Origin of the sequence: Cupriavidus sp. 2TAF22, assembly GCF_052115045.1 — a bacterium.
Classification (GTDB): domain Bacteria; phylum Pseudomonadota; class Gammaproteobacteria; order Burkholderiales; family Burkholderiaceae; genus Cupriavidus.
In genome coordinates this window covers 46,467-68,744 of the sequence record NZ_JBFRFX010000024.1, presented here as the reverse complement: position 1 = coordinate 68,744, position 22,278 = coordinate 46,467, and the positions used below count along the sequence as shown (strand labels likewise).

At 65.6% G+C, this 22,278-nt stretch carries 23 protein-coding genes; 4 read left to right on the top strand and 19 right to left on the bottom strand.

All coding sequences use genetic code 11. The features are described from left to right. Positions 1 to 213 precede the first annotated feature (213 nt). From AB4Z48_RS26320 to AB4Z48_RS26255, 14 genes are all read right to left on the bottom strand, one after another. On the bottom strand, positions 214 to 474 hold the full coding sequence (locus AB4Z48_RS26320) for a glutaredoxin family protein (protein ID WP_441619407.1): 261 nt from the start codon (positions 472 to 474) through the stop codon (positions 214 to 216). Positions 475 to 485: 11 nt separating this feature from the next. After that, positions 486 to 1,940, bottom strand: a complete 1,455-nt coding sequence (locus tag AB4Z48_RS26315; protein ID WP_441619405.1) for a DegQ family serine endoprotease — start codon at positions 1,938 to 1,940, stop codon at positions 486 to 488. 149 nt (positions 1,941 to 2,089) lie between these two features. Next, a complete protein-coding gene (locus AB4Z48_RS26310) occupies positions 2,090 to 3,163 on the bottom strand; it encodes a MucB/RseB C-terminal domain-containing protein (RefSeq protein WP_441619403.1) in 1,074 nt (357 codons plus the stop codon). Between the two features lie 8 nt (positions 3,164 to 3,171). After that, a complete protein-coding gene (locus AB4Z48_RS26305) occupies positions 3,172 to 3,798 on the bottom strand; it encodes a sigma-E factor negative regulatory protein (RefSeq protein WP_441619401.1) in 627 nt (208 codons plus the stop codon). Between the two features lie 128 nt (positions 3,799 to 3,926). Continuing rightward, positions 3,927 to 4,526 (bottom strand): RNA polymerase sigma factor RpoE, encoded by a 600-nt coding sequence (gene rpoE / locus AB4Z48_RS26300; protein WP_441619399.1) that lies wholly within the window; start codon positions 4,524 to 4,526, stop codon positions 3,927 to 3,929. Between the two features lie 129 nt (positions 4,527 to 4,655). After that, complete coding sequence (locus AB4Z48_RS26295; RefSeq protein WP_441619397.1) at positions 4,656 to 5,111, bottom strand: hypothetical protein; 456 nt, start codon at positions 5,109 to 5,111, stop codon at positions 4,656 to 4,658. Between the two features lie 64 nt (positions 5,112 to 5,175). Beyond that, positions 5,176 to 6,408, bottom strand: a complete 1,233-nt coding sequence (gene fabF / locus AB4Z48_RS26290) for a beta-ketoacyl-ACP synthase II (protein ID WP_441619395.1) — start codon at positions 6,406 to 6,408, stop codon at positions 5,176 to 5,178. Positions 6,409 to 6,607: 199 nt separating this feature from the next. Continuing rightward, positions 6,608 to 6,847: an acyl carrier protein gene (gene acpP, locus AB4Z48_RS26285; protein WP_008644813.1), complete on the bottom strand. Its 240-nt coding sequence runs from the start codon at positions 6,845 to 6,847 to the stop codon at positions 6,608 to 6,610. 170 nt (positions 6,848 to 7,017) lie between these two features. Next, entirely contained in the window at positions 7,018 to 7,767 is a 750-nt protein-coding gene (gene fabG, locus AB4Z48_RS26280; RefSeq protein ID WP_441619394.1) for a 3-oxoacyl-ACP reductase FabG, read from the bottom strand. Positions 7,768 to 7,783: 16 nt separating this feature from the next. Beyond that, a complete protein-coding gene (gene fabD, locus AB4Z48_RS26275; RefSeq protein WP_441619393.1) occupies positions 7,784 to 8,719 on the bottom strand; it encodes an ACP S-malonyltransferase in 936 nt (311 codons plus the stop codon). Between the two features lie 77 nt (positions 8,720 to 8,796). Further along, positions 8,797 to 9,777, bottom strand: coding sequence for a beta-ketoacyl-ACP synthase III (locus tag AB4Z48_RS26270; protein ID WP_441619392.1), 981 nt, complete (start codon positions 9,775 to 9,777; stop codon positions 8,797 to 8,799). A gap of 59 nt (positions 9,778 to 9,836) precedes the next feature. Further along, positions 9,837 to 10,913 (bottom strand): phosphate acyltransferase PlsX, encoded by a 1,077-nt coding sequence (gene plsX, locus AB4Z48_RS26265; protein WP_441619479.1) that lies wholly within the window; start codon positions 10,911 to 10,913, stop codon positions 9,837 to 9,839. Positions 10,914 to 11,078: 165 nt separating this feature from the next. Then, entirely contained in the window at positions 11,079 to 11,258 is a 180-nt protein-coding gene (gene rpmF, locus AB4Z48_RS26260; protein ID WP_010814675.1) for a 50S ribosomal protein L32, read from the bottom strand. Positions 11,259 to 11,378: 120 nt separating this feature from the next. Then, positions 11,379 to 11,984 (bottom strand): YceD family protein, encoded by a 606-nt coding sequence (locus tag AB4Z48_RS26255; protein ID WP_441619390.1) that lies wholly within the window; start codon positions 11,982 to 11,984, stop codon positions 11,379 to 11,381. Between the two features lie 222 nt (positions 11,985 to 12,206). On the opposite strand from AB4Z48_RS26255, the gene AB4Z48_RS26250 reads away from it, so the two are divergent. Next, entirely contained in the window at positions 12,207 to 12,806 is a 600-nt protein-coding gene (locus tag AB4Z48_RS26250; protein ID WP_441619388.1) for a Maf-like protein, read from the top strand. Positions 12,807 to 12,851: 45 nt separating this feature from the next. After that, a complete protein-coding gene (locus AB4Z48_RS26245; RefSeq protein WP_441619386.1) occupies positions 12,852 to 13,583 on the top strand; it encodes an SAM-dependent methyltransferase in 732 nt (243 codons plus the stop codon). Between the two features lie 85 nt (positions 13,584 to 13,668). On the opposite strand, the gene AB4Z48_RS26240 is transcribed toward AB4Z48_RS26245, so the two are convergent. The 5 genes from AB4Z48_RS26240 to AB4Z48_RS26220 all read right to left on the bottom strand — a co-directional run bounded on the left by AB4Z48_RS26240 (position 13,669) and on the right by AB4Z48_RS26220 (position 17,577). After that, positions 13,669 to 14,838 carry a S49 family peptidase gene (locus AB4Z48_RS26240; RefSeq protein ID WP_441619384.1) on the bottom strand — a complete coding sequence of 390 codons (1,170 nt, stop codon included), beginning with the start codon at positions 14,836 to 14,838 and terminating at the stop codon, positions 13,669 to 13,671. 65 nt (positions 14,839 to 14,903) lie between these two features. Continuing rightward, positions 14,904 to 15,314: a Rieske (2Fe-2S) protein gene (locus tag AB4Z48_RS26235; protein WP_441619382.1), complete on the bottom strand. Its 411-nt coding sequence runs from the start codon at positions 15,312 to 15,314 to the stop codon at positions 14,904 to 14,906. Further along, complete coding sequence (locus tag AB4Z48_RS26230) at positions 15,307 to 15,966, bottom strand: HAD-IA family hydrolase (RefSeq protein ID WP_441619380.1); 660 nt, start codon at positions 15,964 to 15,966, stop codon at positions 15,307 to 15,309. Before AB4Z48_RS26230 ends, AB4Z48_RS26235 begins: the two co-directional genes overlap by 8 nt. A 19-nt stretch (positions 15,967 to 15,985) precedes the next feature. Beyond that, positions 15,986 to 16,987: an RluA family pseudouridine synthase gene (locus tag AB4Z48_RS26225; protein WP_441619378.1), complete on the bottom strand. Its 1,002-nt coding sequence runs from the start codon at positions 16,985 to 16,987 to the stop codon at positions 15,986 to 15,988. A 356-nt stretch (positions 16,988 to 17,343) separates the two neighbouring features. Beyond that, positions 17,344 to 17,577, bottom strand: coding sequence for a hypothetical protein (locus AB4Z48_RS26220; protein WP_441619376.1), 234 nt, complete (start codon positions 17,575 to 17,577; stop codon positions 17,344 to 17,346). Positions 17,578 to 17,755: 178 nt separating this feature from the next. Between AB4Z48_RS26220 and AB4Z48_RS26215 the strand changes: the two genes are divergently transcribed. Both AB4Z48_RS26215 and moaA read left to right on the top strand, forming a co-directional pair. After that, positions 17,756 to 20,911 (top strand): Rne/Rng family ribonuclease, encoded by a 3,156-nt coding sequence (locus AB4Z48_RS26215; RefSeq protein ID WP_441619374.1) that lies wholly within the window; start codon positions 17,756 to 17,758, stop codon positions 20,909 to 20,911. 222 nt (positions 20,912 to 21,133) lie between these two features. Continuing rightward, positions 21,134 to 22,258 (top strand): GTP 3',8-cyclase MoaA, encoded by a 1,125-nt coding sequence (gene moaA / locus AB4Z48_RS26210; RefSeq protein WP_441619372.1) that lies wholly within the window; start codon positions 21,134 to 21,136, stop codon positions 22,256 to 22,258. Positions 22,259 to 22,278 lie beyond the last annotated feature (20 nt).

Genomic DNA, 22,278 nt, shown 5'->3' with positions numbered 1-22,278 from the left:
TTCAGGGGTGCGCCATGTCTGGCCGCGATGTGCCCGCTTGAGCACTTCGGGTAGCGCAGCAATTATGGTCGGCCCGGGACAGGCACCCCGCAGGGGCACGCAGCTCGGGGCCGCAGGTTGGTGACGCTGAGTTTGCGCCAAAGTGCGATTTTACCGTACTTTCAAGGACTTCCGTATTGCGAAATGGCGCGCCGCGCCCCGGGCGGCGGCCTGTCAGTCCGCCTGCCCCGCGAGCCATGCCCGCACGCGTGGCGCATCGAGGAAATAGTGGCACAACTCCTCGCCGGCACCGGCGGGCACGCCGGTCATCAACACCGGCACCAGTTCGCCGAACCGTGCCTCGGTGGCGGCGTCGCCATCCACGTCCACCTCATGCAGGACAAAGGAAAAATCGCGCCGGAGCGGCTCCAGCGCGACCTTCATGTCCTCGCACAGATGGCAGTAGGTCCTGCCATACAGCGTGAGATCCGCCATCGGGGCGATGCCTAGCGCGAAGACACCGTGCTCGGGCGCAGCGTGAGCACCTGGGTGGCGTCGCCGCGCCTGACGAACACCGCGGCGATCTTGCCCTTGTCCAGGGCCTTGACCAGTTCGTTGAACTGGCGCGGGCTGGTCACGTCGCTGTCGCCCAGCCGCAGGATGATGTCGCCCGGGCGGATGCCGGCGCGCTGGGCCGGGCCATCGGCCTGCTCGACTTCCACCCCGGACTTGATCTTGAGCTCCTTGAGCTTGGTGTCGGGAATCTCGTTGACGATCAGGCCCAGCGCATTGGGCTTGGCCACCGGCGCATTGCTCTCGTCGCGCGGCGCATTGCCGCCGCGCGTCTTGACCTTGTTGTCGGCGTCCAGCTCGGCCACGGTGATGCTGACCTCGCGCGTCGCGCCCTTGCGCCACAACTGCAGCGGCACGCGCGTGCCCGGCTTGATATCGCCGACCATGCGCGGCAGGTCCGAAGCCTTCTCGATATCGCGGCCGTTGAACTTCAGGATGATGTCGCCGGCTTCGATCCCCGCCTTCTCGGCCGGGCCGCCGGGCTCCACGCTGCCCACCAGCGCGCCCCGGGCACGGCCCAGGCCGAGCGAGTCGGCGACTTCCTTGGTCACGCCCCCGATCGCCACCGCGATGCGCCCGCGCGTGACTTTGCCGTTCGCCTTGAGCTGCTCGGTCACGCGCATCGCTTCGTCGATGGGAATCGCGAAGGAAATGCCCATGTAGCCACCGCTGCGGCTGTAGATCTGCGAATTGATGCCGATCACTTCACCACGCAGGTTGATCAGCGGGCCGCCAGAATTGCCCGGATTGACCGCGACATCCGTCTGGATGAACGGCAGGTAATCCCCCGTATCGCGGCCCTTGGCGGAGACGATGCCGGCGGTCACGCTGTTGTCCAGGCCGAACGGCGAACCGATCGCCAGCACCCATTCACCCGCGCGCACCTTGTCGGAATCGCCCAGCATCAGCTTGGGCAGGCCGGTGGCATCCACCTTCAGCAACGCCACATCGGTGCGCTTGTCCGAGCCGATCAGCTTGGCCTTGAACTCGCGCTTGTCGGGCAGGGTGACGTAGATGGTTTCCGCATCCGCCACCACGTGGGCGTTGGTCATCACATAGCCGTCCTGGCTGATGACGAAGCCGGACCCCACCCCGCGGCTCTGCTCCTCGCCCTGGGGCGGCTGGCTGCGGCGCGGCGTGCCCGGCGGCGTGGGCGTGCCGGGCATCGGCACGCCGAAGAAGCGGCGGAAGAACTCCGCCATCTCGTCGTCCTCGGGGCTGGAGTTGTTGCCACGCGCGCGCACCCGCTCCGTGGTGCGGATATTGACGACGGCCGGACCCGCCTTTTCGACCAGGTCGGTGAAATCGGGCAGGCCATAGGATGGCGCGGCGGCCTGGGCGTGGCTCAGTTCTGCGACCAGCGGCACAAAGGCGAGAATGGCAGCCATGAGCACGGTCCGAGCCAAGGCTGGAGATCTTGGTGACATCATCGACTCCCGGAAATCAGCGAAAAGGAAGGAAGCAAGGCATTGGAGGGGCCAGATCGCGGCGCGCCAGCGACGAGCAAACGCCGCTGGTGCCTTGTTCGCAAACCGGCTCAGTGCGCCTTCGGCGGTTTATATTCTACTGCCGAGGCAAACTGGCGGACTGTGGCGGGGGGGACCTCGCCCACCACGGTAATCCAGAAATCGGCAACCCGGCGCACCACCACCTGGGTGGCGCCGAGCGAGGCGACGCCTTCGCGGCGTACGCGCTGCTCGGAAACGGGCTCGATGAAGACCGACAAACCGGTCAGCCCGTCGCTGTAGACGATCTGGAGCACCTCGAAAACCTGGCCGCGCGGGTTCGCCTGCGGCGAGCGCAGCTCGCCGAGCGGGCGACGGACCTCGCGGATCTTCAGGAAGCCCTTGACCGGAATCCCAATGGTCCAGCCTTCGTCGGCAATATTGGCCGGCTGGTTGGTGACTTCGTAATGATTCCAGGCCCCGGAATTCTTGATGGCGGTGAGGATGCGCTGCTTCTCGGAGGGCACGCCGATCTCGACCTGCGAGAACGCAACCTGCTCCAGCACCTTGCCGCCCTCTCCCACGGTCTGGGCGCGCATCAGCAGGCCGGAGTTTTTCTCCGCCCACAAGCGTACGCCGTAGCGCGCGGAATCGTGCGGATCGAGCGAGAACACTTCGCACTCGACGCCAGCCACGCGCTCGCCGGGAAGCTTGCGCATCTCGTAGATATCGAGAACGTCGCTTTTATTGGTGGCGAGCAAGGCCGGGAAGCGATCCTTCGCCTCCTGCTTCTCCACCACCACCAGCTTGGCTTCGGGGATCAGGCTGTGGACGACATCGTTCTGGCGCAGCACTTCGCGCGGCTTGCCATCGAGCGTTTCCAGCCGTTCGTACTCGTTGTTCACGAGATCGCTGTAGTGCTGGATGCGCGAGGCATGCATCACGCTGCCGCGCTGATAGATCAGCGTACCGACATAGTTCTCGCGCTGGGCGGCGCGGTGGATCTTGTTGAGCCAGGCCGTCGCATCGCGGCGGGCCAGCGTATTGTCCGGCGGCTGCGCGCTTGCCGCGGCCGCAGTCAGACACAAGGCCAGAAAAAAGGACCTGCGAAGGGCCCTTATTCTGTGTGCGCCCGCTACATTGGCGGGCGACCATCCTTTATGCATGTCCGGCATTATTCCTGCGAGTTGTCCTGAGAAAAGTTTGCGCTGTTGGCAACAGTGCGCATGGTCGGCACGACTGCGTCGGTGGCGACCGATACCCGATGGGCACGCAGGTACTCGTCGAGGCGCGGATCGCGGATCATCTGCGCACTGTCGGCGGCAACCGTCACGATACCGCCAGTCTTGGGCACTGCAGGCTGCTCGACGCGCGCGACCACGGCGTCCGGCGTGCCGAGATCGGTGACACCGCGCATCTGCGGCACCACCACCCAGCTCACGGCAGCCACCGCGGCGGCGATGGCCGTACCCGGCATCACCCTGCGAACCCAGGACGGCTTGAACAGCATGCGGTGCGCCGACGCCTGCGCCACCGCCGGCACCAGCACATGCGGTTCGCTATCGAGGCGCGCGGAAAAACGGGCGAGAAAATCTTCGGTGGAGCCGGCATGCGTCAGTTCTTCCGAACGCAGCGCGTCGCCGATCAGCTGATATGTCGTCCAGCTCGCCATGCCCGGCTCGCTCTTGGCGAGATCCAGTACGGCATTGATTTCGTGCGGCGCCAGCTCGCCATCCATCAGCACGGAGATCTGCTCCGCTGCTTCCACTACATGAACCGACTGCTTATGAGCCTGACCCATTTCCCGCCCCTAGAAAAACCATTGAACACCGACAATCCCGTCTACTGCTTTGTCGTTTATCGATGCAGGAATAGGCTGCAACGCTGGCCGCACGACATTTCTTGCTACTTTTTCTTGCTACTTACCACTTACCACCGCTTGCCCTCTGCCGTTCCCAGCAGCGGACGCAATTTCTCGGCAATCGCCTCACGTGCCCGGAAGATGCGCGAGCGGACGGTTCCGATCGGGCATCCCATGGCTTCGGAGATCTCCTCGTAACTGAGGCCCTCGATTTCACGAAGAGTGATGGCAGTGCGCAATTCCTCCGGTAGTGCCTCCATGGCCCGGTTGACCGTTTCGGCGACCTGGCGGGTATGGAGCATCGACTCCGGCGTATTGATATCTCTTAGTTGCTCGCCGTCCGCAAAAGTTTCAGCCTCTTCGGCATCGATATCGCTGGAGGCTTCGGGCCGGCGTCCCTGGGTGGCCAGGTAGTTCTTCGCCGTGTTCACCGCAATCCGGTACAACCAGGTGTAGAACGCCGACTCGCCACGGAACTGCGGCAAGGCACGATACGCCTTGATGAAAGCGTCTTGTGCCACATCCTCCACTTCCGCCGAATCCCGGACCAAACGCGAAATGAGCCTGATGATCTTGCGGTGGTATTTGGCCACCAACAATTCAAAGGCTCGCTTGTCGCCCTTCTGGACGCGTTCAACGAGGAGCTGATCGGCTTCGCGTTCGCTCACGAATGGGTCACCTGCAGTGTATCTCTTGGTATCGTCTTCACGACAAACGTTGTATTTTACCTACGTTGCCCACTGCACAGTCAGTGCGGTGCAACGCATTTTGTGAAGAATGCCCGCGGCCATTGCCCATCAGGCGACGCCACCGGCCGCGGCCTGCTCGCGCCGGGCGACGCCCAGGGCACGTTTCAGCGCTCTCAATGAGGAGGGTGCCGCCGAACCCCGGCTGATGACGAGGATCCCGGGCGGCTTGCCGCTGACAGGCTCCATGGCCAGCAAAAGAGCCAGTCTGCCCAGCTCCCAGCTGGAGCGCACGCGCGCCACCGCGTGGGCGCCATCCGGCAGGCGAACCAGAATGGCCGCGCGGCCGGTGGCGTCGCGGCCTTGCACCAGTCCCGCATAGGTACAAGCCGCGCCGCGCCACAGCGCGGGCCAGTGGCTCAGCATCCACGCGCAGGACGCCGCCAGTGTGGACACCGACAGCCATTGCGCCAGATTCCAGCCATGTGCCGAGCGGCCAAAGCCCCATATCGCCTCGCGCGCAAGCAGCGCAAGGGCCGCCATCTCGCAAGACAGGAACAGCGCCAAGACCCACCGCAAGCGATGGGTCCTGAGCGAAGTCCGGAGGAGCGATAACCGGCAGCCGCCGGATTCAGGCGCGACGGAAGACAAGCGTGCCGTTAGTGCCGCCGAAACCGAAATTGTTCTTCACCGCCACATCGATCTTCAGGTCGCGTGCCGTGTTGGCCACGTAGTCCAGGTCGCACTCGGGATCCTGGTTGAAGATATTGATGGTCGGAGGCGAGACCTGATGGTGTAGAGCCAGCACCGTGAACACGGATTCGAGGCCGCCGGCGCCGCCCAGCAAGTGGCCGGTCATCGACTTGGTGGAATTGACGGCCAGCTTGTAGGCATGGTCGCCAAAAGCCAGCTTGATGGCTTCGCTTTCGTTCTTGTCGCCCAGCGGCGTCGAGGTGCCGTGCGCGTTCAGGTAGCCGACTTCGTCGGCGTTGACGCCGGCGTTCTTCAGCGCGCTGACCATGCAGCGGCGCGGACCATCCATATTCGGGGCGGTCATATGGAACGCGTCGCCGCTCATGCCGAAACCGATCAGTTCGGCATAGATCTTGGCGCCACGCGCCTTGGCCGACTCATATTCCTCGAGCATCATCACGCCGGCGCCCTCGCCCAGCACGAAGCCGTCGCGATCCTTGTCCCACGGACGGGACGCGGCAGCGGGATCGTCGTTGCGGGTCGACAGCGCGCGCGCGGCGGCGAAACCGCCAATGCCGAGCGGCGAAACCGTAGATTCCGCACCGCCGGCCAGCATGGCGTCCGCGTCGCCGGCCTGGATCAGGCGGGCGGCCAGGCCGATGCTGTGCAGGCCGGTGGTGCAGGCCGTCACGGCGGCCAGGTTCGGGCCCTTGAGTCCATGGTAGATGGACAGGTGACCCGCGATCATATTGATGATCGAGCCCGGCACGAAGAACGGCGAGATCCGGCGAGGACCCCGATTGGTCAGCTCGGCGTGGGTATCCTCGATCATCGGCAACCCGCCGATGCCCGAACCGACCAGCACACCGATGCGCTCGGCATTGTCCTCGGTCACTTCGTAGCCGCTGTCCTTCAGCGCCTGCGAACCCGCCGCGATGCCATAGTGGATGAACGTATCCATGTGGCGGGCTTCCTTGGCAGGGATGTAGTCCTCTGCCTTGAAACCCTTCACCTCGCCGGCGAAATGCACGGCAAGCGCGGAATGATCGAATTTGGTGATGGTGGCGATGCCAGACTGACCTGCAACCAGGTTGGCCCAGCCTTYGGCAACCGTGTTTCCGACCGGAGACACAAGGCCAAGCCCAGTGACGACGACGCGACGACGGCTCACTATGATTTCCTACGGGTACGTGAAGCAGAACCGGAACGATTGCCGGGGCTGGCCATGGGCCGGCGCCGGGCCACGCCGATCGCGGCGCGGACTATCCGATTGTGCTTCTTCGAACAGACGAAAGCCACAGAAAACAGCGCGGACGACCCAACGGCCCGTCCGCCTGCCTTCTGTGGCTCGGAATCCAGATACGACAGGCTTAGGCCTTGACGTGTGCGGTGGCGTAATCGATAGCCTGTTGCACGGTCGTGATCTTTTCGGCTTCCTCATCGGGAATTTCCATGCCGAATTCATCTTCCAACGCCATCACCAGCTCAACCGTGTCGAGCGAATCCGCACCAAGGTCGTTCACGAACGAGGATTCGTTCTTGATGTCTGCCTCGGCCACGCCGAGTTGCTCTGCCACGATTTTCTTGACGCGTTGTTCGATATTGTCCATGTAACCCTCCAGGGAAGTTCGACAAAAAGTGGGCGCATTTTAGCAGGTTTGGGCCATAAAAATCCCACCCGCCTTCTATTGCAAGAACGGCGCCCGTTTAGTTCAAAAAACAACCACTTCACGCGGCTTCTGCCGGCTTCTCCCTCGAAACCGGCCGCCGCGAAAGGTGATCAATTCATGTACATGCCACCATTTACATGGAGCGTCGTACCGGTGATGTAGGCCGCCTGGGGACCGGCCAGAAAAGCCACCGCGTGTGCGATGTCCTCCGGCTGGCCCAGCCGACCCAGCGGAATCTGGGTCTTCAGTGCTGCGTGCTGCTCATCCGACAGGACCTTGGTCATGTCGGTGTCGATGAAACCGGGCGCCACGCAATTCACGGTCACGTTGCGGCTGCCGATCTCGCGGGCCAGCGCCCGGCTCATGCCTTCCACGCCGGCCTTGGCGGCGGCGTAGTTCATCTGGCCGGGATTGCCGGTGGAGCCGACCACCGACGTGATATTGATGATACGGCCACCGCGCGCTTTCATCATCGGGCGCAGCACCGCGCGCGACAGGCGGAACACCGCGGTCATATTGGTCTCGACCACCGCGCCCCAGTCCTCGTCCTTCATGCGCATGGCAAGCTGGTCCTGCGTGATGCCGGCGTTGTTGACCAGGATGCCGAGGCCGCCATGGGCCTTGACCAGCTCGTCGATGAGCGCCTCGGATGCCGCGGCATCGTTGACGTTGAGCACGGCGCCGCGGCCCTTGCCGCCGGCCGCCGCCAGGTATTCGCTGATGGCAGCCGCACCCGCTTCGCTGGTGGCGGTGCCGACTACCGTGGCGCCCTGCGCGGCCAGCTCGAGGGCGATGGCCCGGCCGATGCCGCGCGATGCGCCGGTTACCAGTGCGACCTGGTTTTCCAGAAATTTCGTCATTGCGTGGGTCCTAGTCTTACTTCAGCAGCGCCAGCGTGTCCTGCAGCGAGGCCGGATCGAAGATCGCGGCGCCGGTCAGGTTGCCGTCGATGCGCTTGGTCATGCCCGCCAGCACCTTGCCGGGGCCGCATTCGATCACATGGGTGACGCCCTCGGCAGCCATCTTCTGCACGCACTCCACCCAGCGCACGGGCGCCGCCGCCTGGCGTACCAGCGCATCCTTGATCGACTGCGGATCGCTGACGATGGCCACGTCCACATTGTTGACCAGCGGAATGGCCGGCGCGGCGAAGGTCATGCCCGCCATGCGCTCGCGCAGGCGGTCCGACGCCGGCTTGAGCAGCGAGGAATGGAACGGGGCCGACACCGGCAGCGGCAGCGCGCGCTTGGCGCCGCGCGCCTTGGCCATTTCGCAGGCCTTCTCGACCGCCGCCTTGTGGCCGGCGATCACCACCTGCGACGGCGCATTGAAGTTCACGGCTTCCACCACGCCGGCGCCCGCGGCCACAGCCTCGGCGCACGCGGCGCGCACATCGTCGTCGGACAGCCCGAGGATCGCCGCCATGCCGCCCTCGCCCACCGGAACGGCTTCCTGCATGGCTTGCGCACGGAAGCGCACCAGCGGCACCGCTTCGGCGAACGGAATCACCCCGGCCGCCACCAGGGCGGAATACTCGCCGAGGCTGTGGCCCGCGACCATGGCAGGCGCCGCGCCGCCGGCATCGATCCAGGCGCGGTAGACCGCTACCGCGGCGGTCAGCATCACCGGCTGGGTATTGGTGGTGAGGTTCAGTTCCTCGGCCGGGCCTTCGGCGATCAGGCGGCCCAGGTCTTGCCCGAGCGCGGCGGAAGCTTCGTCCAGCGTGGCACGGACCACGGCGTTGTCGGCGAAGGCGTTGAGCATGCCGACGGCCTGCGAGCCCTGGCCCGGGAATACAAAGGAAAATTTCATCGCAATCGAATCTAGAAGATGAATACGCAAAACCGACGCGGCGTGCGGGACGGCATGCCGCCCCGCACGCCCGGATGTCACATGCGCGCCAGCACCGCACCCCAGGTGAAGCCACCGCCCACGCCTTCCATCAGCACGTGGTGACCGGCGCGGATACGGCCGTCGCGCACCGCGACGTCCAGGGCCAGCGGGATCGAGGCAGCCGACGTGTTGCCGTGCTCGTGTACGGTCGCCACCATGCGCTCGGCAGTCAGGCCGAGTTTCTTCGCCGTGCTCTGCATGATGCGGATATTGGCCTGGTGCGGCACCAGCCAGTCGACCTTCTCGGCCGGGAACTGCGCGCCGGCAAGTGCCTCGCGCGCAACCCTGTCCAGCACGGTCACCGCCAGCTTGAAAACGGCCTGGCCGTCCATGTGCAGGAACGCGTTGCCGGTGATATTGCCGCCGGCGACATTGCCCGGCACGCACAGGATCTCGACGTGGCTGCCGTCCGAGTGCATCGCCGAAGACAGGATGCCGGGTTCCTCGGACGCCGACAGCACCACCGCGCCGGCGCCGTCGCCGAACAGCACGCAGGTAGTGCGGTCATTGAAATCGAGGATACGCGAGAACACTTCCGAGCCAATCACCAGCACATTGCGATGCGAGCCGCTACGGATGAACTTCTCGGCCGTGGCCAGCGCGTAGACGAAACCGGAACACACGGCCTGCATGTCGAATGCGGCACAGTGATTGGTAATGCCGAGTTTCTGCTGCACCAGGCAGGCGGCGCTCGGAAAGACGAAATCGGGAGTCGACGTGGCGACGATGATCAGGTCGATGCTCTGGCGGTCGATGCCGGCCGCTTCCAGCGCGCGCTCCGCGGCCTTCACCGCCAGGTCGCTGCAGGTGACATCCGGCTCGGCCCAGTGGCGCGCCGAGATGCCGCTGCGCGAGAAGATCCACTCGTCGCTGGTCTCGATGCCCTTCTCAGCCAGTTGCGCCGCAAGCTCCTGATTGGTGACACGCCGGGGAGGCAGATAGCTCCCGGTCCCGATGATTTTTGCGTAGCTGGTCATGTAATGTCGGATCGATCGTGTGGCCACGGGTCGTCGCCCGCGGCATCTGCATCAGAACCTCAGGCGGCGTGCGGGCTTGGACTGGGATCCTGGGCGCCTGACTGCGGGCCGGAAGCCGGGGTGCCGGTACCTGACTTGTTGGCGAAAGCCTGAATGGTGCGAGCGATCACACCATTACTGGCCGCATCATACCCGCGTTTGATAGCCCACTCAAAAGCGTGCGCGTCGGCCGAACCGTGACTCTTGATCACGAGCCCGCGCAGGCCCAGCAGCGATGCGCCGTTGTAGCGCGCGGGGTCGAGGCGACGGGACAGGCGCTTGAGCACAGGCATGGCCAGCCCCGCCAGGAGCTTGGTGAACCACGAGCGCGTAAACTCTTCCTTGATCATGTTGCCGATCATCTTGGCCAGGCCTTCGCTGCTCTTGAGCGCGACGTTGCCGACGAAACCGTCGCAAACGACGATGTCGGTGGTGCCCTTGAAGATATCGTTGCCTTCCACGTTGCCGTAGAAGTTGAGCTCGGATGCGCGCAGGAGCTCGCCGGCCCGCTTGACCACGTCGTTGCCCTTGATCACTTCCTCGCCGATATTCAGCAGGCCGACGCTGGGGCGGTCCTTGTGGTCCACCACGGCGACCATGGCTTCGGCCATGCGCGCGAATTGCAGCAGATGTTCGGGCTCGCAATCAGCATTGGCGCCGAGGTCGAGCACGGTGGTGCCCCAGCCCTGTTCGTTGGGGATGGAAGTGGCGATCGCCGGGCGCTCGATCCCGTCGAGCGTCTTGAGCACGTAGCGCGACACTGCCATCAGCGCGCCGGTGTTGCCCGCCGAGATACAGGCATCGGCCAGCCCCTCTTTCACCTGGGTCACCGCCACGCGCATCGAAGAATCCTTCTTCCTGCGCAGCGCCACCTCGACCGGATCGTCCATGGTAATGACTTCGGTCGCGGCCACGACGCGCACGCGCGGATGATCGAGCGCGTGCAGCTTCCTCAGCTGCGCCTCGATGCTGTCGCGCAAGCCGACCAGCACCACTTCGGCGTCGTTATGGCTGGAGAGAAAACTGATCGCCGCAGGGATTGTCACGGAGACACCGTGATCGCCACCCATGCAGTCGATAGCTAGTTTGATCGTCATTGTTTCCTGGTGCAGAAGCGCATGTCGGCATGACTTATGGCCGGAAGCCTGCACTACGGTTGCGCGGCGAGCGCGCAACAAAAAAGCGGCAACGATTTTGCCGCTTTCTTGTTTTTGACCTACCAACGTGCGCGTACGAGACGCAAAGTCACGCCGAACGATCTGTCAGTCGTTCTTGGTCTTGATGACCTTGCGGCCACGATAGTAGCCGTTCGGGCTCACGTGGTGACGCAGGTGGGTCTCGCCCGTGGTCGGTTCGACTGCCAGCGGCGCTGCCGACAGGTGATCGTGCGAACGGTGCATGCCGCGCTTGGACGGCGACTTCTTGTTCTGTTGAACTGCCATGATGACTCCTTCGAGAATTTTTCAATGGTAACACACGCATCCCGCACGAGGCGTAGCCGGGCCCGGCCGGATGCTGATCCTGGTGCCTTGCGGACGTTGCCTGAAACCGGTGAACCGGCCTCAGTGCTTCGTCTTCAGGCCGGCCAGCGCCGCAAAGGGCGAAGGCCGTTTTTCTTCTTCCGGCGGTTCCTCTGCTTCGGGTTCCACCAGCCCGTCGGCCCCGGTCACGAGGCTTTCGTGCACCTCCGGGCAAACGTCATGCTTGGGCGCCACCGGCAAGGCCAGCAGCACTTCATCTTCAATCAGCGACAGCAGGTCGAAGCGCTTGGAGCCGACGATCACGTCGACCTCATCGTCGTCCATGGCCGCCGCATCGGCCTCTTCCTCGCTGGCCATCACCTCGAAGCACATGTCCGTGGCAATGGTCTCGGCAAAAACGCGCAGGCAGCGCTGGCAGTCCAGCCACACTCGCCCGTTCACGGTCAGATCGACGAACTGGCGCTGCGTCGCCGGCGCGCCGGGTTCGCCCTCTTCTTCCTCGACAAAGCCGGAAAGCACATAGGCGAACACTTCGTCGGGCGCCGATGCTGGCGCTTGCGCGGCGGTCTCGGCTATGATGCGCGGCAAATCGCGCACCGGAACTTCGCCGGCAGCATGGCCACCGGCGCGGCAAAATGCGAAGAGATCGAGCGCGCGCAGATCAATCGGCTGAATCGGCTGGGTCATGTCTTCTCGTGCCGTCTGTCGTGCCTTGCCGGAAGCACCCCGCTGGCCGGTTTCATCGCCAGGGCGACCCGAAACGTGGCCCGGGAGCCGCAAACGCCGGTATACACACAGCAATGCGCCGGACTTGCTTGGCTAAACAGACGATTATACGTCTATTTTTCTACTGCGGTCAAAATTTTGGATGACGACCATAGGTCGCTTTCCCTTTCCACTCAATTACTTATGTCGCAATCATCCCGTCCCGTGCTGATCCTCGGCTCCAGCTCGCCCTACCGCCGCGAATTGCTGGAGCGCCTGCGCATCCCGTTCGAGGTGGCAGTGCCGGATATCGACGAAACCCCGCTGGCGGGCGAAAGCCCGGAAGCCACCGCGCTGCGGCTGTCCCGCGCCAAGGCGCAGGCGATTGCAGACCGCCACCCGGGCACCCTGGTGATCGGCTCGGACCAGGTCGCCACGCTGGACGGCAGGCAGATCGGCAAGCCGGGCACCCATGAAAAGGCCCTCGCGCAACTGCAATGGATGCGTGGGCGTACCGTCACTTTCCACTCTGCCCTGTGCCTGTTCGACGGCCGCACCGGCGCGGCGCAACTGGCCGATGTACAGACACGCGCGACCTTCCGCGAACTGTCCGATCAGGAGCTGGAAGCCTACCTGCGCATCGAACGCCCCTACGACGTGGCGGGCAGCGCCAAATCGGAAGGCCTCGGCATCGCCCTGCTGTCGCACATGGAGTCCGACGACCCCACCGCCCTGGTGGGCCTGCCGCTGATCGCGCTGACCACCATGCTGCGCCACGCCGGCTACCCGCTCTTCCAGGCCTGAGCGCGCCGGCAAGGACAGCACCGATAACACTGACAGGAAACAAGCATGAGCGGCATCCTTTACCTGATCCCCAACACCCTGGGCAAGCGCGACGAGACCGACCCGCTGCCGGACGTCATCCCGGCTGGCGTGCAGCAGATCGCCGCCGGGCTGGATTACCTGGTGGCGGAGAATGCCAAGACCGCACGGGCCTTCCTGAAGAAGCTCGGCGAGACCTGCCCACTGGCCAGGCCGGTCCAGCAGATCGAAATCCGCGAACTCAACGTCAACACGCGCGACGATGCCCTCGCCGCCCTGCTCGCCCCGATCCGCGAAGGCCGCGACGGCGGCCTGCTGTCCGAAGCCGGCGTGCCGGCCGTGGCCGACCCCGGCGCCAACCTGGTGCGCCTGGCACATGCCAGGGGCGTGCGGGTGCGCCCGCTGGTCGGGCCCAGCTCCATCCTGCTGGCGGTCATGGGGTCCGGCCTGAATGGCCAGAGCTTTGCCTTCAACGGCTATCTGCCGGTCGATGCGGGCGAGCGCGCCCAGCGCCTGCGAGAGCTGGAGCAATTGTCGCGCAAGGCGCACCAGACCCAGGTCTGGATCGAGACGCCCTATCGCAATGGCCAACTGCTCGATGCCCTGCGCCAGCACTGCGCAGGCAATACCATGCTGTCCATCGCGGTGGACCTGACCTTGCCGAGCGAGACCATCGTGACGCTGCCCGTTTCCGAGTGGCGTCCCGAGCGGCTTGCGCTGCATAAACGCCCGGCCATCTTTTCACTGCTGGCCACCTGAACCGGCTCCCGCATAGCCCGGGAGCGAAAACGAAAAAACGGGGCGCTTGCGCCCCGTTCTGCATTTCCGCGCGTCAGCGCCCGGCTCAGTGGATTGCCTGCAGCCGCGTACCGAACAACATGGTCTTCATCGCCGCTGTACCCATCGCCGCGCCGAAGCGCTTGGCAACCCGCTCCGCGATGTTTTCCTTCACCGTGTAGTCGACGATGTCCTCGGCCTTGAACAGGTCGCGCGCGACATAGTCCGCATTGCCCAGCCCGTCGGCCAGGCCCAGCTCCACGCTGCGCTGGCCGGACCAGAACAGGCCGGAGAACAGGTCCGGATCGTCCTTGAGGCGGTCGCCACGGCCTTCCTTGACCRCGTCGATGAACTGCTGGTGGATCTGCTTGAGCATGGTTTCCGCGTACTGCTTCTGCCGCGGTACCTGCGGCGAGAACGGATCGAGCATGCCCTTGTTGGCGCCCGAGGTATAGAGCCGGCGCTCCACGCCGAGCTTGTCCATCAGCCCGGTGAAGCCGAAACCATCCATCAGCACGCCGATGGAGCCGACGATGCTGGCCTTGTCGACGTAGATCTTGTCGGCGGCCGCCGCCACATAGTACCCACCCGAGGCGCAGATCTCCTCCACCACCACGTAGAACGGCTTGTTCGGGTACAGCGTGCGCAGGCGGTGGATCTCATCGTTGATCATGCCGGCCTGGACGGGCGAACCGCCGGGCGAATTGATCTTGAGGATGATGCCGGCGGCGCTGGAATCGGCGAACGCGGCCTGCAGTGCCGCGTTGATCGATTCGGCGCTGGCCGGCGTACCGGCCGCAATCTCGCCGTCGAGCGACACCATTGCCGTGTGCCGGCCGGACGTCGTGATGCCGCCGTCGCCCTTGAAATCGAAGATGGCGAAGAAGATCAAGGCAAGCAGGGCCAGCCCGGCGAAACGGAAGAAGATGCGCCAGCGGCGCGCGGCGCGCTGCTCGCGCAGGGTCGCCATCAGCACTTTTTCCAGCACATCGCGCTCCCAGCCAGCTCCGGTTGGCACCGGCCCGGCACCGCTGCCGGCCAGGCGCGCCTTGCGCTCGCTGGCTTCGCGCTGCGCGGCGGCGTCGCCCGCCCGCAGGTCCTGCTCCAGCGGAAAATCGGCGGCGGCGGCGGTTTCCAACCGGTCGTCCGATGCGGCGGACACCCCGGTGCTGGCAGGAGTGGCCGGATCCTTCGGCTTGCCAGTTTCGTCCTGGGGCGGTTTTTGCTCTTCAGTCATGCAGTTGGCTCTTGGTTCGCTCTTGGTTATCGACGGGCGCGCTCGACGGGAATGCGGGGCCGGGGCTAGGCCGGCTGGGCCGCGGGCGCCTCGTACGGGCTTTCCGGCATCCAGTACACGCTGCCGCCGCGCTCTTCCACGCGCAGCCTGGACAGCGAAGCGCCCCGACACGGACCGCCCACGCACAACCCGCTATCTGGCGCATAAATCGCGCCATGTGTCGCGCACATCAAGTATAGGCCCGAGGACTCGAAAAACTGGCCTTCTTGCCAGTCGAGCTCCATCGGCACATGGGCGCACTGGTTCAGGTAGCCGTGCACCGCCCCCTCGAAGCGCACCACGAACGCACCCACCTGACGCCCGCCGATCTCGACCACGAAACGCACACCAGCGCCGCCCTCCGCCAGGTCATCGGCGGCGCACAGGCGCCGGCCGTCCGGCGGGCCGGAGACCGCACTCTCGCTCGTCTCAGGCATGCGTCAGCAACCAGTCTTTCAGGTCGGCGATCGACGCCGCGCAGTGCACCGGCGCCATCGCGCGCAAGGCATCGGCGGGATGGGCGCCGTAGCCCACGCCAATGCCGGCGGCGCCCGCGTTGGCAGCCATCTGCAGGTCATGGGTGGTATCGCCGATCATCACCGTACGCTCCATTTCCTGGCCCAGCTCCCGCGTCAGTTCATGCAGCATGGCCGGGTGCGGCTTGGAGAAGGTTTCGTCGGCGCAGCGGGTGCCGTCGAACAGGGGTCCGAGCCCCGTCGCTTCCAGCGCCCGCTGCAGCCCTGCGCGCGTCTTCCCGGTCGCCACGCCGAGGAAGTAATGCTGGGCATGCAGTGCCTCCAGCATCTCACGCGCGCCGTCGAACAGCACCAGTTCCGCGTCGCGGGTGAGGAAATGGAAGCGGTAGCGCTCTGCCAGCTTGGGATAGTCGGCCGGGTCCAGCGTTGGCACGGCATAGGACAGCGCATCCTTGAGGCCTAGCCCGATCACGTGGCTGGCCGCACTGTCATCCGGCACCGGCAGGCCGAGATCGCGGCTCGCCAGTTGTATGCACTTGGCAATGGTCGGGGTGGAATCCATCAAGGTGCCATCCCAGTCGAACACGATCAGGTCGAAACGTTGCCTGGCCATTGATATCCTTGTCGGCGCCTCAGTCGTGGGCGCGCTGGTTACGGGCTTGCTGCAGGAAGGCTTCGCATTCCGGCGGCATGGGAGCAGCGACCGTGACGCTTTCGCCACTGGCCGGATGCGTGAAGGTCAGGCTGTGCGCATGCAAGAACATGCGCTTGAGGCCAGGGTTGGCGCCGCTGCGGGCCAGCGCCTTGTTCAGGCCGTAGTCGCCATATTTCTCGTCGCCGAGGATCGGGAAGCCCGAATGCGCCAGGTGGACGCGGATCTGGTGGGTGCGGCCGGTCTTCAGTTCGGCCTCGAGCAAGGTAAATCCATGCAGCACTTCCAGCCGGTTGAAGACGGTGTGCGAGGGCAAGCCGTCTTCCTGGACCCGCACCCGGCGCTCGCCGTCCGCCGTGGTGTACTTATATAGAGGCAGCTTGACGTGCTGGCGGGCATTCTCGAACTGGCCGGCCACGCAGGCAAAGTATCGCTTGTCCAGTGCGTTGCCGCGGATCTGCTCATGCAGGTTGACCAAGGCAGTGCGCTTCTTCGCCAGCATCAGCAGCCCCGAGGTTTCGCGGTCCAGCCGGTGCACCAGCTCGAGGAACCTGGCCTGCGGCCGCGCGCGGCGCAACTGCTCGATGACGCCGAAGGCCACGCCCGAGCCGCCATGCACGGCCACGCCGGCAGGCTTGTCGATCACCAGCAGGTGATCGTCTTCGAACACCACGGGAAAACTCGCCGCCGGCACGAAACGGGCGTTATCGGACGCTTTCTCCGCCACGCGCATGGGCGGAATGCGTACCACGTCGCCCACCTTCAGGCGGTAGGTGGCGTCGATCCTGCCCTTGTTGACGCGCACTTCCCCCGACCGCAGGATGCGGTACACATGGCTCTTGGGCACCCCTTTCGACAGCTTCAGCAGGAAGTTGTCGATGCGCTGCCCTTCGGCCTCTTCGCCAATTGTTACGTACGCCACCTGGGGCGTGGCCGCGGCGGGCCGCACCTCTTTTTCAATTTGATGGCGTAACTCATTCATTTTCAATATAATTTCCTCGCTGTCCCGGCCAAAGACCGGCAGCGCAAGTCAGGTGTAGGCGATTCGTCGTATTTTACACTTTGGGTTGCCGCCAGCCCTGCCAGCCTCCCGCTTCTTTGCGTACCCCGCGAGCCCGCGGCTGGTGAATGGCAGCAAAAACGCAGCACGCACGGTATCGCCCGCGCAGGAAGTCGCCCAAAGGCAACTTCGGCGCTGACGGCGGTCACGTGGGAAGAGTGTTCAGGTAGAACAGAATTTGATCGCGGATGCCCTGTTGGCATCCGCTCTGGTGAGAGAAGTCCCGCCCGCACCGGGAAACGGTGCCGCCGGCATGCTTCAGACGCCACCTGACTGGTTTATACCGGCGCCCGGTCGCAGAACTCCAAGAAGTAGTAGGTGCGCCCGCCAGGAGATGTCAGGTAGCGAAGCAGCATTGCCGTGACGACAAACTTGCTCTTTGACGCGTCTAGGCCTTCCGCGGCCGGCCGCGATGCGACCGGCGCCTTTTGCGCCCGCATCGCCGCCAATGCCAGTCGGAAACCCGCCGGAAACGCTGCGCAGAGCAGCACACCGGCGTTCTCTCTGACCATGCGGACGGCGCTTCGACGTCGTTACCTCTCTTTCACCCGCGCCCAGCCGGGCCGCGCCTGCCGGCGCGCCGGCGCTTTCGGCAATTCTCGCGCCCTCACTCGCTCCCTCGCGTGCTCCACGGAACGCCGCGGGCACCGCATGCCGGTGCAATCCACGGCATTGGAGTGAGGTAATGCGATGAAACGCATGTTGTTCAACGCGACGCAGCAGGAAGAATTGCGCGTCGCCATTGTCGACGGTCAGAAACTGATCGACATCGACATCGAAGCTGCCGGTCGCGAACAGCGCAAGGGCAATATCTACAAGGGCGTCATCACCCGCATCGAGCCGTCGCTGGAGGCCTGCTTCGTCAACTACGGCGAAGAGCGCCACGGCTTCCTGCCGTTCAAGGAAGTGGCGCGCGCCTTCTTCAAGGAAGGCGTGGACGTGCGCAACGCGCGCATCCAGGACGCGCTGCACGAAGGCCAGGAACTGATCGTCCAGGTCGAAAAGGAAGAGCGCGGCAACAAGGGCGCCGCGCTGACCACCTTTATCTCGCTGGCCGGCCGCTACCTGGTGCTGATGCCCAACAACCCGCGCGGCGGCGGCGTGTCGCGCCGCATCGAGGGCGAGGACCGCCAGGAACTGCGCGAAACCATGGGCCAGCTGACCGTGCCCGATGGCATGAGCATCATCGCCCGCACCGCCGGCATCGGCCGCTCGGCGGAAGAACTGCAGTGGGACCTGAACTACCTGCTGCAACTGTGGAAGGCCATCGACGGCGCCGCCGGCGACAACAAGGCCCCGCTGCTGATCTATCTCGAATCCAGCCTGGTGATCCGCGCCATCCGCGATTACTTCCAGCCGGACATCGGCGAGATCCTGATCGACACCGACGAAATCTACGAGCAGGCGCGCGCCTTCATGAGCGTGGTCATGCCCGACAACATGAACCGCGTGAAGAAGTACCGGGACGACGTCCCCCTCTTCTCGCGTTTCCAGATCGAACACCAGATCGAATCGGCCTACTCGCGCATGGTGATGTTGCCCTCGGGCGGCGCCATCGTGATCGACCACACCGAGGCCCTGGTCTCGGTGGACGTGAACTCGGCCCGCGCCACCAAGGGCGCCGACATCGAGGAAACGGCGCTGCGCACCAACCTCGAAGCCGCCGACGAGATCGCCCGCCAGCTGCGCCTGCGCGACCTGGGCGGCCTGATCGTGATCGACTTCATCGACATGGAAGCCAGCAAGGCCCAGAAGGACGTGGAAACGCGCCTGAAGGACGCCCTGCGCCATGACCGCGCCCGCGTGCAGATGGGCAAGATCAGCCGCTTCGGCCTGATGGAGCTGTCGCGCCAGCGCCTGCGCCCGTCGCTGTCGGAAGGCTCGCACATCACCTGCCCGCGCTGCAACGGCACCGGCCATATCCGCGATACCGAATCCTCCGCCCTGCAGGTCCTGCGCATCATCCAGGAAGAAGGGATGAAGGAAAACACGGCCGCCATCCACTGCCAGGTGCCGGTGGAAGTGGCCGCGTTCCTGCTCAACGAGAAGCGCCAGGACATCAACCTGATCGAGATGCGCTTCAAGGTCAACGTCCTGCTGATCCCGAACAAGCACCTCGAGACCCCGCACTACAAGCTCGAGCGCCTGCGCCACGACGATCCGCGCCTGGAAGACAGCACCGCCAGCTACAAGATGGCCGAGGCTGCCGCCAAGGAACTGGAAGCCGACACCAGCTACAGCAGCCGCAAGAAGGAAGACGCCAAGCCGCGCCAGGAAGCCGCCGTCAAGGGCATCACGCCGGAACAGCCGGCGCCCGTGTCGGTGCCGCGCGCCGAACGCACCCCGCGCCCCGAAGCGCCGGTTGCCCGCCCGGTGCCGGCCACCCAGCCGGTCGCCAGCGGTGGCTTCATCGGCTGGCTCAAGAGCCTGTTCGGCGCCAAGCCGGCGGCACCTGCCATCGAGCCGGCCAAGCCGGCTGAGGCGGAACAGCGCAACGGCGAAAACCGCCGGGAACGCGGCCAGCGCGGCGAACGCGGCGAAGGCCGTGGCCAGCGTACCGAGCGTGGCGAACGCGGTGAACGTGGCGACCGCCAGGGCCGCGGCCAGCGCGGCGAGCGCGCGCCGCAGGAGCGTGGCGAACGTGCTGAACGTGCCGAGCGCGGTGAACGCGTCGAGGCCCGTGGCGAACGTGGCGAGCGCACCGAGCGTGGCGAACGCACGGAACGCGGCGAGCGCGGTGAGCGCAATGGCCGCGCCCCGCGCCAGGCCGCGCTGGAAGCCCAGCCGGCCCGCCAGCCGGAAGGTGCGGCAGCCGAGCGCACCGAGGGCCGCGGGGAAGGCCGCCGCGACCGCAACCAGGAGCGCCGCGAGCGCCAGCGCGAACGCCAGCGCGGCGACGCGCCGCGTGAAGACGAAGCCGGCGAAGGCCTGGCTGCTGAAGCCGCTGGCGTCGCCATCGTGGCCGCAAGCGCGGTTTCCGTGGCTGCACCTGCCGCAGCCGCGCCGGTAGCCCAGCGCGACGAAGCTGACAACGCACGCACGGATCTGCCGGAAGCGCCGGAAGGTGCCGAGAACGGCGAAGGCGAAGAACGCCGTCGCCGCAACCGCCGCGGCCGCAACCGCTATCGCCGCGAACGCGACGATGGCGTGCAGGCCGGCGAAGGCACCGAAGGCGCCGAGGGCGCGGACGGCGAGCAGGCAGTGGAAGCGCGTGAAGTGGCAGCCGATGCCGCCGCGCCCGTTGCCGCAGTCCAGACCGTCGAGGCTGTCGAGACCGTCGAAGCCGTGGTGACCGAGTCGGTCGCCGCCGTGATCGCCGAGCCCGCGGCCAGCGTCCCGGCCTATCAGCCGGCCGAAGCCGCCGTGGCAGCGCCCGCGCCGACGGTACTGCCAGCCGAAACGCTGGCCGCACCGGCAGCCGAGCCCGTCGAGGCAGTCMCGGCAGCGCAAGCCCCGGTGGCAGAGGCCCCGGTAGCACAAGCCCCGGTGACGCAAGCCGTCATCGCCAGCCCCGCCGCCTATGCGCCGGCGCCCGCCCCCGTCGTGGAAGCCGCTGTGCAGGCTCCCGCGCCGGTGGAAGCGCCCGTGGCAGCACCTGCGACCGTGACCCCGGCGGCTCCTGCGCCGGTGGCCATCGAAGGCCTGCAACCGATGCTGGCCTCGGCCGGTCTCGAGTGGGTGAGCACCGACAGCAGCAAGCTGCGCGCAGCCCAGGAAGCTGCCGCCAGCATTCCGGCGGCGCCGCGCGTGGTTCGCGAGCGCAAGCCGCTGGCCCCGCTGCCGGAAGGCCCGATGGTGCTGGTCGAGACGGCGCCCGCCGTCAAGGAAACGACGCCGCAGGAATAAGCGGCCTCGGCCAGGAAGCAAGGAAGCAAGGAAAGGGACGGCGATGCCGTCCCTTTTTTCATATCTGCACGCCGCGTTCGCACCCGTGCGGCCTGGCAGCGACGGTACAGGCACAGGCTCGGCTAGAATGACAGCATGATGGCGCCCCGATAAGGTGCCCGAGGACAGCCCCCGGAACGGGCCCTGCCTGCCCGTCACAGATTCGCCCCCCAACCCCAGGCCATGACCGAATCCGTCATTCCCATCTTCGACCTGCGCGACCACCGCTACCGCTCGATGACGCCCGTCATCCCGGACTTGCTCGCCCCGCCGTCGGGACTGGTTGCCGACAGGCGCGGCAGGCCGCTGCATGACCTGCGCATCTCGGTCACGGACCGCTGCAACTTCCGCTGCGTGTATTGCATGCCCAAGGAGGTGTTCGACAAGGACTACACCTTCCTGCCCCATTCCGAATTGCTCAGCTTCGAGGAAATCGAGCGCGCCGCCCGCCTCTTCGTCGCGCACGGCGTGGAGAAGATCCGCCTGACCGGCGGCGAGCCGCTGCTGCGCAAGAACATCGAGAAGCTGGTGGAAATGCTGGCCCGCATCGAGACGCCCGCGGGCAAGCCGCTCGACCTGACGCTCACCACCAATGCTTCGCTGCTGGCGCGCAAGGCGCGCTCCCTGCGCGATGCGGGCCTGACGCGCGTGAGCGTGAGCCTGGATGCCATCGACGACGACACCTTCCGCCGCATGAACGATGTCGATTTCGCGGTGGCCGACGTGCTGGACGGCATCGAGACCGCCCAGGCGGTGGGCCTGGCGCCGATCAAGGTCAATATGGTGGTCAAGCGCGGCACCAACGATGCCGAGATCGTGCCGATGGCGACGCATTTTCGCGGCAGCGGCATCATCGTGCGCTTCATCGAGTTCATGGACGTGGGCGCCAGCAACCACTGGCAAATGGACGAGGTGCTGCCCTCCGCCGATGTGGTGCAACGCATCCACGAAGTGTTTGCGCTCGAAGCCATCGCCGCCAACTACAGCGGCGAGACCGCCGAACGCTGGCGCTACCGCGACGGTGCCGGCGAGATCGGCGTGATCTCCAGCGTGACCCACGCCTTCTGCGGCGACTGCAGCCGCATCCGCCTCTCGACCGAAGGCCGCCTCTACCTCTGCCTGTTCGCCACCGAGGGCTACGACCTGCGCGCGCTGCTGCGCGGCCCGCACAGCGACCTGGAAATCGCCAACGCCATCGCGCAGGTCTGGCAGGCCCGCACCGATCGTTACTCCGAACAGCGCAGTGATCCGGCGGTGCGGCAGGCGCGCGCCGAAAGCAAGATAGAGATGTCCTACATCGGCGGCTGAGGGCGCACCTTCGCACTGCG